Source organism: Actinomycetospora aeridis (assembly GCF_037400275.1).
GTDB classification, from domain to species: Bacteria; Actinomycetota; Actinomycetes; order Mycobacteriales; family Pseudonocardiaceae; genus Actinomycetospora; species Actinomycetospora aeridis.
In genome coordinates this window covers 1-15,293 of sequence record NZ_JBBEGL010000011.1, presented here as the reverse complement: position 1 = coordinate 15,293, position 15,293 = coordinate 1, and the positions used below count along the sequence as shown (strand labels likewise).

Below are 15,293 nucleotides of genomic sequence, written 5' to 3'. Positions count from 1 at the left end.
GCAACCCCCGCACGCCCCGGCGATGTTCCCACTGCGCTCCCTTGGTCCGGCTCCGCTGCGCTCCGCGTCCCCCGCCGTAGGGTGTTGTCGTGGCTGCCCCGAACCTGACCCGCGACGACGCCGCGACGCGCGCCGAGCTGCTCGAGGTCGACTCCTACGACATCGACCTCGACCTGACCGACCCGGCGACCGGCGGACCCGGCGAGTCCACGTTCCGCTCGATCACCACCGTGCGCTTCCGCGCCACGCGTCCCGGCGCGTCGACCTGGATCGACATCGTGGCCGCCGGCGTGCGCTCGGCGGTGCTCAACGGCACCGAGCTCGACGTGGCGGACTACGACGAGGAGAAGGGGCTCGCGCTGCCCGACCTCGCGGCCGAGAACGAGCTGGTCGTCGACGCCGACTGCCGCTACATGAACACCGGCGAGGGCCTGCACCGCTTCGTCGACCCCGTCGACGGCGGCGTGTACCTCTACAGCCAGTTCGAGACCGCGGACGCCAAGCGGATGTTCGCCTGCTTCGACCAGCCCGACCTCAAGGCGACGATCGCCGCGACGGTGACCGCGCCGTCGAGCTGGGAGGTCATCGCCAACGGTGCCGCCGCGGAGGCCGCCGAAGCCGGCGGCGTCACCCGCCACTCCTTCACCACGACGCCGCGGATCTCGACCTACCTCGTCGCCCTCGTCGCCGGCCCGTACGCCAAGTGGACCGACACCTACACCGACGAGCACGGCTCGATCCCGCTGGGCATCTACTGCCGCGCGAGCCTCGCCGAGTTCATGGACGCCGAGCGGCTGTTCACCGAGACCAAGCAGGGCTTCGGCTTCTACCACCGCAACTTCGGGGTGCCCTACCCCTTCGACAAGTACGACCAGCTCTTCGTGCCCGAGTTCAACGCCGGCGCGATGGAGAACGTCGGCGCCGTGACGTTCCTCGAGGACTACGTCTTCCGCAGCCGCGTCACCCGCTACCTCTACGAGCGCCGCGCCGAGACCGTGCTGCACGAGATGGCGCACATGTGGTTCGGCGACCTCGTCACCATGCGCTGGTGGGACGACCTGTGGCTCAACGAGTCGTTCGCGACCTGGGCCAGCGTCGTGAGCCAGGCCGAGGCCACCGAGTACCGCAACGCGTGGACGACGTTCGCGAACGTCGAGAAGTCGTGGGCGTACCGCCAGGACCAGCTGCCCTCGACCCACCCCGTCGCCGCCGACATCCCCGACCTGCAGGCCGTCGAGGTGAACTTCGACGGCATCACCTACGCCAAGGGCGCGTCGGTGCTCAAGCAGCTCGTCGCCTACGTCGGGCAGGACGAGTTCCTCTCGGGGCTGCGGCTGTACTTCTCGCGCCACGCCTACGGCAACGCGACGTTCGACGACCTGCTGGGTGCGCTCACCGAGGCCTCGGGGCGCGACCTGTCGGGCTGGAGCGCGCAGTGGCTGCGCACGACGGGGCTCAACTCGCTCTCGCCGTCGTTCTCCGTCGGTGAGAACGGGAAGTACACGGCGTTCGAGGTCGTGCAGGGCGGCGCGCGTCCGGGGGCCGGCGAGCTGCGCACCCACCGTCTCGCGGTCGGGATCTACGGTGACGACGGCTCCGGCAAGCTCGTGCGGCAGCACCGCGTCGAGCTCGACGTCGACGGCGACCGCACCGAGGTGCCGGAGCTCGTCGGTGTCGAGGCCGGCTCGCTCGTGCTCGTCAACGACGACGACCTCACCTACTGCACGATGCGCCTCGACGAGCGCTCGCTGACCACGCTCATCGACCGGATCGGCGACATCGCCGAGCCCCTGCCGCGCACCCTGTGCTGGTCGGCGGCCTGGGAGATGACCCGCGAGGCCGAGCTGCGCGCCCGCGACTTCGTCACCCTCGTGCTGAACGGGCTCGCCGCCGAGTCCGAGGTCGGCGTCGTGCAGCGCCTGCTGCTGCAGGCCCAGACCGCGCTCGCCTCCTACGCCGAGCCGTCGTGGGCGGTCGCCGAGGGCTGGCCGAACTTCGTCGCCCGCCTGCTCGAGCTCGCCCACGCCGACCCGGGCTCGGACCACCAGCTCGCGGTCGTCAACGCCCTCGCCGGGTCGGTGCTCACGCCCCAGGCGCTCGACGCCCTGGCCGGCTGGCGCTCCGAGGAGCACCCGCTCGAGGGCCTGACCGTCGACACCGACCTGCGCTGGCGCCTCCTCCACGCACTCGTCGCCCATGGCGCCGCGGGCGAGGCGGAGATCGACGAGGAGTACGCGCGCGACAACACCGCCACCGGCCGTCGCATGGCCGAGCGGGCCCGCGCGCTGATCCCCGCCCCGGAGGCGAAGGCGGAGGCCTGGCGGCGCGCCGTCGAGGACGACAGCCTGCCGAACGCGATCAACTCCGCGATCATCATGGGCTTCTCGCACCCGGCGCAGCAGGCCCTGCTCACCGACTACGTCGCGAAGTACTTCGCCGCCGTCGACGAGGTGTGGGCACGCCGGTCCTCGGAGCAGGCCCAGCCGATGGTGCAGGGCCTCTTCCCGTCCTGGGCGGTCGAGGGCGCGACGGTCGAGGCCGCCGACGCCTGGCTCGCGGGCGACCACCCGCCGGCCCTGCGCCGCCTGGTCACCGAGGGCCGCGCCGGCGTGGTGCGTGCCCTCGCGGCCCGGGAGTTCGACCGCGGCTGAGGCCCTCGTCTTTCGGAGCGAACGCGCTGTTCGCTGCTTCTAGCGCAGCGAACAGCGCGTTCGTTCCACCAGCTGGGTGCTCAGTGGTGCGCGTGACCCGCCTGGTCGGCGAGCATCGTGAGGCCCTCGACCATGCCGCCGACGAGGTCGGACTCCTTGAACGAGGCGACCATGCTCATCACCGCGAGCTTGGCGCCGCGGTCGTCGATGCGGCGGCTCGACTCGGCGCCGGTGACGATCTCCACGACGCGCTCGCCGGGCGACACGGCGACGACGACCGCCTCGGCAGCGGTGTCGCCGAGCGAGGCGTGCAGCTCCTCGGCGCGCTCGCGCGAGCGGGTGCCGAGCGCCCCGACCCAGAGCGTGAACAGCAGCCCGGTCTCGCGGCAGGCCAGCGTCAGGGCCTCGTCGAGGCGGGAGAGCTGCGACGCGGAGAACGGGGTGCGCGAGTCCTCGGCGAGCACGTCGGTCGCCTCGGAGATGCGCCCGGACGCCGTGGCGACGCGCGCCTGGCCGTAGACCGGGTCCTCGAGGACGCCGGGTCCGCGGGTCAGACGGGTGGTCTCGCCCGGCGCGTCCTGACGTGCGGGGACGACCTCACCAGGTGCCACGAGCGCCTCCTCGGGCGGTGTGATCGGTGGCCGAGCCGGACGGCACGGCCTCGACGGCGGGCCCGGCGACGCCCGAGCCCTTGGGGTTGCCCATCCACCACAGCGGCTCGTGGTCCCACGCGTCACCGGAGCGGTAGCGGGCGCCACGCGACGAGGGGCGGACGAGGGTCATGGCGGCGATGAGGCCGATCCCCCCGAGCGATGTCACGCCGTAGAGCAGGAAGGTGGTCAGCGGGCTCACGCGCAGCACCGTAGTGGATCGCGTCGACGACGTCCCGTCGTAGGCCGCGTCCTCACACCTCGGGGCCCTCACACCTCGGGCGGACGCCGGTCCCGCCACGGCCGCGCCGCCTCGAGCTCGGCGGCCAGCGTGAGCAGCACCGACTCCTCCCCGCGCCGCCCGCGCAGCGCGACACCGATCGGCAGCCCGTCCGACCACCCCAGCGGCAGCGAGATCGCCGGCTCGCCGGTGAGGTTCGCGATCGCGTTCCACGGCGTGAACGCGATCTGGCGGGCGAAGTCGTCGGCGGGGTCGCCGGTGGCGGTGAACCAGCCGACCGGGCGGGGCGGCAGCGCGACGGTCGGGGTGAGGACGGCGTCGTAGGCCGCCCGCCCGGCGACGAACGACCGGGTGAGCACCTGCACGGTGTGCAGCGCGCCCATCGCCGCTGCCCCGTCGATCGCCCGCCCCTCGGCCCGCAGGTGGCGCGTCAGCGGCTGCAGGCGCGGCTCGTCGGCGGGGTCGACCGGATCGCCGAGGGAGAGCACCTTCCACAGCGTGAGGAACGCGGCGACGCCCTCGTCGGGCAGGCGGATCGTCACCGGCTCGACGTCGTGGCCGAGCTCGGCGAGCAGGGTCCCGACGTCCTCGGTGGCGCCGCGGCACGCCGGGTCGACCTCGACACCGTCCAGTGGGGGCTCCACGGCCAGCGCGATCCGCCGCCGCGGCCCGGGCCGCTCGAGGGCGCCGAGGAACCCGCCCTCCGGGGGTGGGGCGGGCACGAACGGCTCGCCGGGCGACCACACGGCCATCGCGTCGAGCAGCGCCGCGGCGTCGGCCACCGTGCGGGCGAGCGGGCCGTTCACCGACAGCCCCGCCGGGTCGCCGCCCGCCGGCCCGGCCGGGACCCGTCCGCGCGTCGTCTTCAGCCCGACCAGCCCGCACACCGAGGCCGGGATCCGGATCGAGCCGCCCCCGTCGGTGCCGTGCGCGACCGGCAGGATGCCGGCGGCCACCGCGGCGGCCGCCCCGCCCGACGACCCGCCGGCCGAGCGGGTCCGGTCCCACGGGGTCACGGCCGGGGCCGCGCCGGCGGGCTCGGTGTAGCAGGGCAGCCCGAACTCGGGCACCGCGGTCTTGCCGATGCTGATCGTGCCGGCGGCGCGCAGCAGGCCGACGACGTCGTCGTCGCGCGTGGGGACGTAGCCGTCGTAGATCACCGAGCCCCGGCGCGTGGGCACGCCGGCGGTCGCGGCGAGGTCCTTGATGGCCGTCGGCACCCCGGCGAGCGGCCCGGTGCCGGCCACCCCGTCCCGGTCGACCGCACGGGCGGCGTCGCGCGCGCGGTCGGGCGTGAGCACCGTGAACGCGCCCAGCGCCGGGCCCAGACGGTCGGCGCGCGCGAGGGCGGCGTCGACGGCGTCGAGAGCCGAGATGTCGCCGCGGCGCACCGCCGCGGCGGTCTCGAGGGCCGTCAGCTCGTGGAGATCGCTCACGGTTGCCCCATGCTGCCCTACGCACGGGGCACGGGCCGGGTCAGGCCGCGCTCTCCCCCAGGTACGGCAGCCACAGCGGGTCGGCGTCGACCAGCCCGGCGAGCAACCGCCAGTGCCGCCCTCGGGGCGCGGTCGGCATCGTGCGCAGCGGCCAGCCCAGCTCGGCCAGCAGCTTGTCGGCCTTGCGGTGGTTGCACCGCGCGCAGCAGGCGACGCAGTTCTCCCAGGTGTGCGTGCCCCCGCGGCTGCGCGGGACGACGTGGTCGATCGTCTCGGCCCGCCCGCCGCAGTACGCGCACCGGAACCGGTCGCGGTGCATGAGCGCCGCCCGGGTCAGCGGCACCCGCGCGCGGTAGGGCACGCGGACGTAGGTGCGCAGGCGGATCACCGACGGGACCTCGACCGAGCCGGTGGCCGAGTGCAGGACGAGACCCGCGGCGTCGCCGTGCACCACCTCGGCCTTGCCGCAGACCAGCAGCACGATCGCGCGGCGAAGCGGCAGCGCGGTGAGGGGCTCGAAGGTGGCGTTGAGGAGGAGGACCCGGCGACGGCCCCAGGGCGGCGACGGCGGCGGGGCGGGGAAATCGTCCGGGGAGTCGGGAGCGAGAGGGGGAGCGACGGTGAGTTCGGGGACGGGATCGGGAGGGTCGGACGCGCCGTACGGCGCGGAAGTGGGCGGGACCTCGCTGACCAGCGGAGTCACGCTGCCGGGTTGTCGTTCGTGCACACGACCACCTCCCGCGAGTAGTCGACCACACAACGGCTCCGATCGCACGTGTGTTAGCACCGAACGCATCGGCACGTCACCGGCGCGTCACCGGGCCGACGGCACGGTCCGGGACGTCCTCTACCGTCGGGCGACGTGACCGTGCCGTCGCCGACTCCTCCACCGGACAGCACCCCGGCCAGTCCAGCACCGGCCCCTGACCTCTCCTCGCCGCTCTCGGCCCCGCTGCCCGTGCAGCCGCCGGCGTGCGCGACCGACGCGGGATCGCTGTGCCAGCGGGTCTACCAGCTCACGCAGACCGACTGGCTCTCCCGCTCGGCCGACCAGCTGGTGACCCACCTCGTCGTCGTCCTGCTGATCATCGTCGTGGCGGTGGTCCTGCGGCTGCTGGTGCACCGCGCGATCCGCCGCCTGACCAGCGGCGCGGGTGAGGGGCGCGTGCCGCAGCTGCTGCGCCCCCTGCGCGACCGCGCCGTCCGCACGATCAAGGACGCGGCGCCGCTGATGGTGGAGCGCCGCACCCAGCGCGCGCAGGCCATCGGGTCGGTGCTGCGGTCGTTCTCCACGATGCTGATCTACGGCGTCGCGTTCGTGCTGATCCTGGGCGAGTTCGGCGTCAACCTCGCCCCGATCATCGCCTCGGCGGGCATCGTCGGCGTCGCCATCGGGTTCGGCGCCCAGAACCTCGTGCGCGACTTCCTGTCCGGCATCTTCATGATGCTCGAGGACCAGTACGGCGTCGGCGACATCGTCGACCTCGGGGAGGCCACCGGCACCGTCGAGGCCGTCGGCCTGCGGGTGACGACGCTGCGCGACATCGCCGGCACCGTCTGGTACGTCCGCAACGGCGAGGTGCTGCGCGTCGGCAACTCCAGCCAGGGCTACTCGGTCGCCGTCGTCGACATCCCCGTCGGGCACAGCGCCGACGTCGACGAGGCCCTCGAGATCGCCGAGCGCGCCGCCGCCGCCGAGTGCGCCGAGCCGAAGATCGCCAGCAAGGTGATCGCGCCCCCGGAGATGCTCGGCGTCCAGTCGGTCACCGCGGAGGGCGTGCTCATGCGCCTGACCATCCGCACCCGCCCCGGCGAGCAGTGGGCGGTGCAGCGCGCGGTGGCCGCCGAGATCAAGACACAGCTCGACGTGGCCGGGGTGCCGGCGCCCTACCCGTTCGCCGGACGGCCGGGCGTCGCCGGGCCCGGCACACCCGCGGTCTGATGACACCCGTCCGGGCCGGATCTGGGACGGTGGTGGGGTGAGCGCACCACAGGCCGGTCGACCCGACACGTTCTACGAGGCCGTGGGCGGGCACGAGACGTTCGTGGCGATCGTGCACCGCTTCTACGAGCAGGTCGCCGACGACCCGGTCCTGCGTCCCCTCTACCCCGAGGAGGACCTGGGCCCGGCCGAGGAGCGGCTGCTGATGTTCCTCGAGCAGTACTGGGGCGGCCCGCAGACCTACTCCCACCAGCGCGGACACCCGCGGCTGCGGATGCGGCACGGCCCCTTCCCGATCGGCCCGCTCGAGCGCGACGCGTGGCTGCGCTGCATGCGCGTCGCCGTCGACGAGGCCCACCTCCCCGAGGAGCGGCGCCGGCAGATGTGGGAGTACTTCGAGATGGCCGCGACCAGCATGATGAACAAGGCCTGGTGAGCATGACCGACAACCCGCTGCAGAACGTCACGTTCCCGAGCAACGGACGCACCGCGCACGGCTACCTGGCGCTGCCCGAGGCGGGCACCGGACCCGGTGTCGTCGTGATCCAGGAGTGGTGGGGCCTGACGGGCCACATCGCCGACGTCACCAACCGGCTCGCGGCCGAGGGCTTCGTCGCGCTCGCTCCCGACCTCTACGGCGGCACCACCACGCACGACGCCGACGAGGCCGGCAGGCTCATGCAGGAGCTGCCCGTCGACCGGGCCGCCACCGACCTCGGCGGCGCCGTCGACTTCCTGCTCGGCCACGAGGCCGTCGTGGGCGACAAGGTCGGCGCGGTGGGGTTCTGCATGGGCGGCGGCTTCGTGCTCGTCCTCGCCGCGCAGCAGGGCGACAAGATCGGCGCCGCGGTGCCGTTCTACGGCGTGCTGGGCGAGGACTACCCGAGCTTCACGAACCTCTCCGCGCCGCTGCTCGGCCACTTCGGCGAGGAGGACGAGATGGCCCCGCCCGAGGCCGTCGAGGAGCTCGCCGAGCGCATCGAGGCGGAGTCCGGCGTCACCCCCGACTTCCGGATCTACCCGTCCGGGCACGCGTTCTTCAACGAGGAGAACCACCTGGGCACCTACGACCCCGAGCAGGCCCTCAAGGCCTGGAGCGCCACCCGCGACTTCCTGCGCAAGCACCTGGGCTGACCGGCCTATGTGAGTGAAATTGTCGGCTATAGCCCACAATTTCACTCACATGAGGACGGTGAGGGACGGACGGCGGTGGCGGACGATCGCCGCGACGCCGAGGTCGAGCCGCATCCACGCACCGTCGGACGACACCGCCACCGGCACCGGGGCGCCGCCCTCCGGCCACCCCATCCCGGCCACGGCGACGACGCACCGCGCGGGGACACGCACCCCGCCGGCCTCCCACACCGGCTCGTCGAGCCCGGACGGGTCGGCGCGGGCGACGACGGCGTCGATCTCCGCCGCCCCGATCTCCCCGACGACGTCCCAGCGCACCGGGCCCGGGAGGTCCCCGCGCCACCGGTCGTCCACCGCCGTGCCGGGGTCGAGTGCGGGGGCGTCGACGACGGTCAGCGCCGCGAGCAGGTCCGACCCCACCACCGTCACGTCGGCGGGCTCGACGCGGCCGGGAGCCGCGGCGGCCACCAGCACCGCGAACGGCGTGCCCGCCCACAGCGCGACCCCGTCGCCGACGGTCCGCAGCCGCACCACCGCAGCCGGGTCCAGCCGCACCACGCGGCCGACGACGTCGGCGAGCGCCGCCCGGTCGGCCGCCGCGGGGACGGCGAGGCTCACGTGTACTCCGCCAGGAAGTCCCGCTCCTCGCCGGTCAGGCGCCGCGGGCGCTGGGTCGCGAGGTCGTAGGGCACGAGCTGGGTGGTCGCGGTCGCGGCGGGCTTCGCCTCGTCGAAGCCCCCGTGCCCGTTCCCGGACGGCAGCAGGAGCCGGTAGGCGACGAGGAACGACGCGGCCTTCACGTCCTGCGCCGTCATCTCCACCCGCACTCCGGCCGGGGTCCACGGGATCGGCCGGCGGTAGCGCACCTCCAGCGTCGCGACGAGCAGCCCGGCCTCGAAGGCGGCCACGCCCGCCCGGGTCGCGGCGTCGAAGAGCAGGCCGGTCCGGGCGTCCTCGAGCAGCGTCACCACGCGGGCGTGGTTGACGTGCCCGTAGGCGTCCTGGTCGGACCAGCGCACCGCGACGTCGTTGACGTAGGGCGCCACGCGCATTCCTCCGGGGGTGTGTCGGTGATCAGCGGACCATGCTGCGGATCTGACGGGCGGCCACCGAGACGGTCGCGAGGTCGGCGCGGCCCACCTTCGCGATCTCGGCCAGCGCCGAGCGCGCGCGCATCAGCCGCGACGCGTTCGCCTGCTCCCAGTGCTCGATCTTCTCGTCCGCGGACTCGTCGAAGCCGGTGTCGGCGAGGACGTCGAGCGTGATCGCCCGCAACGACGAGTAGAGCTCGTCGCGCAGGGACAGGCGCGCGAGCGCGTGCCACCGGTCGCCCCGCTCGAGCCCGGCGACCGCCGTGAGCAGCGCGTCGAAGCCGAGGTGCTCGGAGAGCGCGTAGTACAGCTCGGCCACCGCGAACATCTCGTCGTCGGTGACCTCCCCGTCGTCCGCGCGCAGACCGCCCCGCTCGCGCTCGGCGAACTCGGCGATCTCGACGACGTCGAGGAGCCCGAACGCGTAGAGCCCGCCGACCGCGCGCCGGGCCAGGTCGACCGGCGCTCCCCCGTCGACGAGCGCCTGCGTGTGCTCCGCGAGACCCTCGGCCTCCTCGCCCCGCAGCAGCTCCGGGACCCGCGGCGCCAGCTGCGTGAGCCACGGCGAGAACCGCGCGATCTCCGCCCCGACCGCCAGCGGCTGCGGGCGGTGGGTGAGGAACCAGCGCGAGGCGCGGTCCAGCTGGCGCCGGGAGGCGAGCGTGAGCCGGTCGGCGACGAGGGTCGGCAGCGTCCGCTCCCCCGCCGCGACGTCGTCGGCCAGGACGTCGAGACCGAACACCGTGGTGGCGACGTGGTAGGCGCGGACCGCGTCGCCCGCCGTCGCGGCCACCTCCTGGGCCAGACGGTGCACGTAGGTCAGCCCGCCGCCGTCGACGACCGCGTTCGCCAGCATCGTCGTCACGATCTGGCGGCGCAGCGGGTGCGCGGACACCGCCTCGGGGTAGCGCTCGGCGAGCACCGCCGGGAAGTACGACGGCAGGCGCCGGGCGAACACCTCGAGGTCGGGGACCTCCGAGGCGGCGAGGGCGTCGGTGAGGTCGAGCTTCACGTGCGCCATCAGCGTCGAGAGCTCCGGGCTCGACAGGCCCTCGCCCGCGGCGAGGCGGGCGGCGAACTCCTCGGCGTCGGGCAGGACGTCCAGGGCGCGGTCGAGCCGGCCCCGCGCCTCGAGGTCGTCGATCAGGGATGCCTGGACGTGGGCCATCGGCGCCGCGTGGTACCGCGACACCCCCAGGACCTCGTTCTGGCTGACGTTGTCGGCGAGGACGAGGTCGGCGACCTCGTCGGTGGTCGCGGCGATCTGTTCGTCGCGGTCGGCCGGCGCGAGCTCGCCGCGCTCGACCAGCGAGTCGAGCAGGATCTTGATGTTGACCTCGTGGTCGGAGCAGTCGACGCCCGCGCTGTTGTCGATCGCGTCGGTGTTGACCTTCCCGCCGCGCCGGGCGTACTCGATGCGGCCTCGCTGGGTCAGTCCCAGGTTGCCGCCCTCGCCGACGACCGCCACGCGCAGCTCGTCCCCGTCGACGCGCACGGCGTCGTTGCCCTTGTCGCCGACCTCGGCGTCGGTCTCGGTCGAGGCCCTGACGTAGGTACCGATCCCGCCGTTCCACAGCAGGTCCGCGGGCGCGCGCAGCACCGCGCGCACGAGCGAGGGCGGGTCGATCTCGCCGGGGTCGATGCCGAGCACCTCGGCCGCGCGCGCGGACACCGGGATCGCCTTCATCGTGCGCGGGTAGACGCCGCCGCCGTCGCTGATCAGGGAGGTGTCGTAGTCGGCCCACGACGAGCGCGCGAGCGCGAACAGGCGGCTGCGCTCGGCGAACGAGGCGGCCGGGTCCGGGTCCGGGTCGAGGAACACGTGGCGGTGGTCGAACGCCGCGACGATCCTGAGGTGCTCGGAGAGCAGCATCCCGTTGCCGAACACGTCGCCGGACATGTCGCCGACGCCGACGACGGTGATCTCGTCGCTCGCGACGTCGCGCCCGAGCTCGCGGAAGTGGCGGCGCACCGACTCCCACGCACCGCGGGCGGTGATGCCCATGGCCTTGTGGTCGTAGCCGACCGAGCCCCCGGAGGCGAACGCGTCGCCCAGCCAGAACCCGTACTCGCCGGCCACCCCGTTCGCGATGTCCGAGAACGTCGCGGTGCCCTTGTCGGCCGCCACCACCAGGTAGGGGTCGTCGCCGTCGTAGCGCAGGACGTCCGCCGGGGTGCGGATGTCCGACTGCGCGGCGTGCCCGGCCCGGTCGTCGACGAGGTCGAGCAGACCGGACACGAACATGCGGTAGCACGTGACGCCCTCGGCGCGCGCGGCGTCGCGGTCGGCGGCGGCGTCGCCGGTCGCGGCCGGCGGGCGCTTCACCACGAACCCGCCCTTGGCGCCGACCGGCACGATGACCGCGTTCTTGACGGCCTGCGCCTTGACCAGACCGAGGATCTCGGTGCGGTAGTCCTGGAGGCGGTCCGACCAGCGCAGCCCCCCGCGCGCGATCGGCCCGAACCGCAGGTGCACGCCCTCGACGCGCGCCGAGTACACGAACGTCTCGATCGCGGGCACCGGCTCGGGCACCCCCGGCACCCGCGACGGGTCGAGCTTGAGGGCGAGGAACGGGCGGGGCGCGCCGTGCTCGTCGCGGCGGAAGTGGTTGGTGCGCAGGACCGCGCGGACCACCCCGAGCAGCGAGCGCAGGATCCGGTCCGCGTCGAGGCTCGTGACGTCCGCGATCGCGGCCGTCACGCGCCCGTCGACCTCGGCCACCCGGCGCTCGCGCTCCTCGTCGCCCAAAGCCGGGTCGAAGCGGGCCTCGAAGAGCTCGACGAGGCCCACCGCGACGTCCCGGTGGGCCCCGACGACATCGGTGATGTAGCTCTGGCCGTAGGGGTTCCCGATCTGGCGCAGGTACCGCGAGAACGCCCGCAGCACCGCCGCCTGACGCCAGCCCAGGCCGGCCCGCAGGACGAGCGCGTTGAAGCCGTCCGCGCCCGCCCGCTCGCTCCACACCGCGTCGAACGCCTCGGCGAACCGCTCGGTGAGGTCGTGCTCGGTGCCCGGTGGGACGGTGTCGGCGGCGCCGAGGCGCAGGCCGAAGTCGTTGATCCAGCAGGTGACGCCGTCGCTGCGCGTCACCTGGTAGGGCCGCTCGTCGACGACCACGACGCCCAGCGACTGCAGCGCGGGCAGCACCGACGACAGCGTCGCGCGCCGGCCCGCCAGGTAGAGCTTGAGGCGGCGGTCGCCCGCGTCGGGGTTGGTCGGGTGGTAGAGCCGGACGGCGGTGTCGCGGCCGCCGTCCTCCCCGGGGGTCAGGCCCTCCAGGACGCGCAGGTCGAGGAGGCCGCGTTCGGGGCCGAAGTCCTCCTTGTACGCCTCGGCGAACGGCTCGCCCACCGTCGCGATGACTGCCCGCTCCTCGCCGGTGGCGGCCTCGCGCAGGCGGTCCGACCACGTCCGCGCGGCCTCGGCCAGGTCGTCGGTGAGCGCCTCGAGGTCGGGCGTGACCGGGTCCTCGCGTCCGGTGTGCACGGTGACGTGCAGCAGCGCGAGCTGGTCCTCCGTGACACGCGCGGTGTGCTCGATGTCGGTGCCGCGCAGCTCACGGGTCAGGACGTCCTGCATCCGCAGCCGGGCCGCCGTCGTGTACCGGTCGCGCGGCAGGTAGATCATGCAGGAGAAGTAGCGGCCGTACGGGTCGCGGCGCAGGAACAGCCGCACGCGGCGCCGCTCGGCGAGGTCGAGCACGCCGGTGGCCGTGGCCTCCAGCGAGGCCCGGTCGGTGCACAGGAGCTCGGCGCGCGGGTAGGTCTGCAGCACCTCGAGCAGGCGCTGCCCCGACCACGAGTCGACGGGCAGCCCCGCCTCCACGACGACCTCCTGCACGCGCCGCGAGACCACGGGGATCCCGAGCACGTCGGCGTGCCGCGCGGCGACGGTGAGGATGCCCAGGAACCGGTGCTCGCCGACGAGGCGGCCCTCGGCGTCGAAGATGCTCACGCCCACGTAGAGCGGGTGCTCCGGGCGGTGCACGGTCGAGCGGGCGCTCGCCCGCGTCAGCACCAGCAGGCGGCGCGCGGCGGTGTCGCCCGCCGTCCCGGCGGGGCTCACGCTGTCCGGGCTCGCGGTCAGGGTGCGCGCGACGAGGCTGTCGCGGCGCAGCACGCCGAGACCGGTGGCGAGCACGCCGCGCAGCGCCGGCCCTTCCGGGGTGTCGACGAGCTCCTGGCGCCGGTACCCGAGCATGATCAGGTTCCCCTGCGCGAACCACCGCAGGAGAGCGACCGTGTCCGCGGTCTCCACGTCCCCGCCGGCCCCGTCGAGCTCGTCGGCGAGCGCCCGCGCGGTGGACACCATCCTGGTGTCGTCCTCGACGACCTCGCGGACGTCGGTGAGCACGCTCGACAGGCGTGCGTGCAGGTCGGCGGCGAGGTCCCGGGCCGGGTCGGAGCCCGGCAGGTCGCCCAGCTCGATGTTCATCCACGATTCGGCCACCGCGCCCGGCGGCGGCGCCGCGGCGTCGGCGAGCGGCAGGATGTCGAGCAGCTCCCCGCGCACGTCCCGGCGCACGACCACCACCGGGTGCACGACGCGGTGCACGCTCGCGCCGGTGCGGTCGAGCTCGGCGAGCACCGAGTCGATGAGGAACGGCATGTCGTCGGTGACCACGAGCACCGAGATGCGGCCCTCGGAGCCCGGGGTGTCGAGCACCGCGGTGACCGGCTTGCCCGGCACCCGGAGGCGGGCGAGGCTGCGGTGGGCGCGGACGGTGGCGAGGGCGTCGTGGGGGTCCGCGACGAGCTCGGCGTCGGCGACCCGGTCGAAGTACGTGACCGCGAGCTCACCCAGCGCGGAGTCCGGCGGGCGCTGCTCGGTGGCGGTCGTGCGCAGCACCCCACGGTCGGTCGGCCAGCCGTTGGCCGCCCCGGTGGGGGCAGCGGCCTGCTCGGTGCCCGTCGTCATGCCGCGCCCCCGGGGGTCAGGGGCCGTCGGGTCGCTGCCCGCGCGGCCCGGGGATCGTCACCGTTCCTCCGGGCGTCCACGACCGCCACCCTAACGATCCGCTCACGGCCCGCCCGGGGTCACCGCGTCCCCAGGGGCGTCGGGGACGTGGCACGGTGACGGTCGGAGCGCCGAAGGAGGTGGACGGGCATGGCCACGGTGCCGATGGAGCCCGGCGAGACCACCAAGTGGCAGCCCGCGCCGGGCCGGCTCTCCGCGCCGACCACCCCGGTGGACGACCTCTACGTCATCGGGCACTTCGGCATCGCTCACGTCCCGGCCGACGACTGGGGGCTGCGGGTCGACGGTCTCGTGGAACGGCCGCTGCGGGTGGGCCTCGCCGAGCTCCGGGCCATGCCGAGCGTCACCGTCCAGGCCGTCCTCGAGTGCTTCGGCAATCCGCTGCGTCCGGACGAGCCGACCCGGCGGGCCGGGAACGTCGAGTGGCGCGGGGTGCCCGTCGCCGCCGTCCTGGACCAGGCGGGCGCCCCGGGGCGGGGGAGCCTGTGGGCGGCGGGCCTCGACTCCGGTGTCTTCGACGGCACCCCGTGCACCGAGTACCTCAAGGACCTGCCGCTGGACGTCGTCCGCGAGCGCGGAGTGCTGGCGTACGAGATGAACGGTGCGCCCCTCACCGCGGAGCACGGCCACCCGGTGAGGTTGTTCGTGCCGGGCTACTTCGGGACGAACAACGTGAAATGGCTCCGGTCGTTGACCGTCGCCGACCACCGGCCGGAGCACCTGTTCACCACGACGCTGTACCTCCGCACGGCGCCCGGCGGCACGACGCCCGAGCCGGTGCGCGATCTCGACGTGAACAGCATCATCACCGACGTCCGCAGCGGAGACCGCGGACCCGAGGTGCGCGGATGGGCATGGAGCTCATCGGAGATCGTCGGTGTCGACGTCGCGGTCGTCCGCCGAGGAGCGCCGGACGCCGGCGACGGATGGCAGGACGCCGACCTCGGTCCGGTGGTCGGCGGGCCGTACGGATGGCGGCGGTTCACCGCTTCCCCGGGCCTCGCGTCCGGCGCCGACGAGGTCACCGCGCGGGCCCGCGACGCGGCGGGACGGCACCAGCCGCTGCGCGGAGCGCGCAATGCCTGCCACGTCGTCGCCGTCCGGGACGCCGCGGACCCGCGCACCTGAGGCTGAATTCCGACACCCTCGACCCGACTCCGTGGCACGACA

The 15,293-nt window shown here is 74.2% G+C and carries 12 protein-coding genes; 5 read left to right on the top strand and 7 right to left on the bottom strand.

The genetic code is table 11. The features are described from left to right. Positions 1-89 precede the first annotated feature (89 nt). Positions 90-2,651 (top strand): aminopeptidase N, encoded by a 2,562-nt coding sequence (gene pepN, locus WCD41_RS27240; RefSeq protein WP_337718386.1) that lies wholly within the window; start codon positions 90-92, stop codon positions 2,649-2,651. 80 nt (positions 2,652-2,731) lie between these two features. Here the strand turns inward: pepN and WCD41_RS27235 are convergent, their stop codons facing one another. The 4 genes from WCD41_RS27235 to WCD41_RS27220 form a co-directional block, all read right to left on the bottom strand. Beyond that, positions 2,732-3,262: a DUF5130 family protein gene (locus WCD41_RS27235; protein ID WP_337718385.1), complete on the bottom strand. Its 531-nt coding sequence runs from the start codon at positions 3,260-3,262 to the stop codon at positions 2,732-2,734. Continuing rightward, entirely contained in the window at positions 3,249-3,503 is a 255-nt protein-coding gene (ctaJ, locus tag WCD41_RS27230; RefSeq protein ID WP_337718384.1) for an aa3-type cytochrome oxidase subunit CtaJ, read from the bottom strand. Before ctaJ ends, WCD41_RS27235 begins: the two co-directional genes overlap by 14 nt. 68 nt (positions 3,504-3,571) lie before the next feature. Continuing rightward, a complete protein-coding gene (locus WCD41_RS27225; RefSeq protein ID WP_337718383.1) occupies positions 3,572-4,978 on the bottom strand; it encodes an amidase in 1,407 nt (468 codons plus the stop codon). A 40-nt stretch (positions 4,979-5,018) separates the two neighbouring features. Further along, the gene (locus WCD41_RS27220) at positions 5,019-5,681 is read right to left on the bottom strand and encodes an HNH endonuclease (protein ID WP_337718382.1); all 663 of its coding nucleotides are present in this window, start codon (positions 5,679-5,681) and stop codon (positions 5,019-5,021) included. A 249-nt stretch (positions 5,682-5,930) separates the two neighbouring features. Here WCD41_RS27220 and WCD41_RS27215 point away from each other — a divergent pair, with 249 nt between their 5' ends. From WCD41_RS27215 to WCD41_RS27205, 3 genes are read left to right on the top strand one after another with little or no spacing between them, the layout of a single operon-like run. Beyond that, entirely contained in the window at positions 5,931-6,920 is a 990-nt protein-coding gene (locus tag WCD41_RS27215) for a mechanosensitive ion channel family protein (RefSeq protein ID WP_337718482.1), read from the top strand. A 37-nt stretch (positions 6,921-6,957) separates the two neighbouring features. Beyond that, a complete protein-coding gene (locus tag WCD41_RS27210) occupies positions 6,958-7,356 on the top strand; it encodes a globin (RefSeq protein ID WP_337718381.1) in 399 nt (132 codons plus the stop codon). A 2-nt stretch (positions 7,357-7,358) separates the two neighbouring features. After that, entirely contained in the window at positions 7,359-8,054 is a 696-nt protein-coding gene (locus WCD41_RS27205) for a dienelactone hydrolase family protein (protein ID WP_337718481.1), read from the top strand. 45 nt (positions 8,055-8,099) lie between these two features. Here WCD41_RS27205 and WCD41_RS27200 read toward each other — a convergent pair whose 3' ends face one another. Genes WCD41_RS27200 through WCD41_RS27190 form a run of 3 tightly spaced genes read right to left on the bottom strand, consistent with a single transcriptional unit; the run spans position 8,100 to position 14,063 of the window. Then, positions 8,100-8,672, bottom strand: coding sequence for a DUF8010 domain-containing protein (locus tag WCD41_RS27200; protein ID WP_337718380.1), 573 nt, complete (start codon positions 8,670-8,672; stop codon positions 8,100-8,102). Beyond that, positions 8,669-9,106, bottom strand: a complete 438-nt coding sequence (locus tag WCD41_RS27195; RefSeq protein ID WP_337718379.1) for an acyl-CoA thioesterase — start codon at positions 9,104-9,106, stop codon at positions 8,669-8,671. Before WCD41_RS27195 ends, WCD41_RS27200 begins: the two co-directional genes overlap by 4 nt. A 22-nt stretch (positions 9,107-9,128) precedes the next feature. Beyond that, positions 9,129-14,063 (bottom strand): NAD-glutamate dehydrogenase, encoded by a 4,935-nt coding sequence (locus tag WCD41_RS27190; protein WP_337718378.1) that lies wholly within the window; start codon positions 14,061-14,063, stop codon positions 9,129-9,131. Positions 14,064-14,252: 189 nt separating this feature from the next. Between WCD41_RS27190 and WCD41_RS27185 the strand changes: the two genes are divergently transcribed. Then, complete coding sequence (locus tag WCD41_RS27185; protein WP_337718377.1) at positions 14,253-15,251, top strand: molybdopterin-dependent oxidoreductase; 999 nt, start codon at positions 14,253-14,255, stop codon at positions 15,249-15,251. Positions 15,252-15,293 lie beyond the last annotated feature (42 nt).

What these genes read in the sequence shown, in the direction of transcription:
- WCD41_RS27205 (WP_337718481.1), top strand. Translation starts at nt 7,359, where the DNA reads ATGACCGACAACCCGCTGCAGAACGTCACGTTCCCGAGCAACGGACGC.
- WCD41_RS27195 (WP_337718379.1), bottom strand. Translation starts at nt 9,106, where the DNA reads ATGCGCGTGGCGCCCTACGTCAACGACGTCGCGGTGCGCTGGTCCGAC.
- WCD41_RS27190 (WP_337718378.1), bottom strand. Translation starts at nt 14,063, where the DNA reads ATGACGACGGGCACCGAGCAGGCCGCTGCCCCCACCGGGGCGGCCAAC.
- WCD41_RS27185 (WP_337718377.1), top strand. Translation starts at nt 14,253, where the DNA reads ATGGCCACGGTGCCGATGGAGCCCGGCGAGACCACCAAGTGGCAGCCC.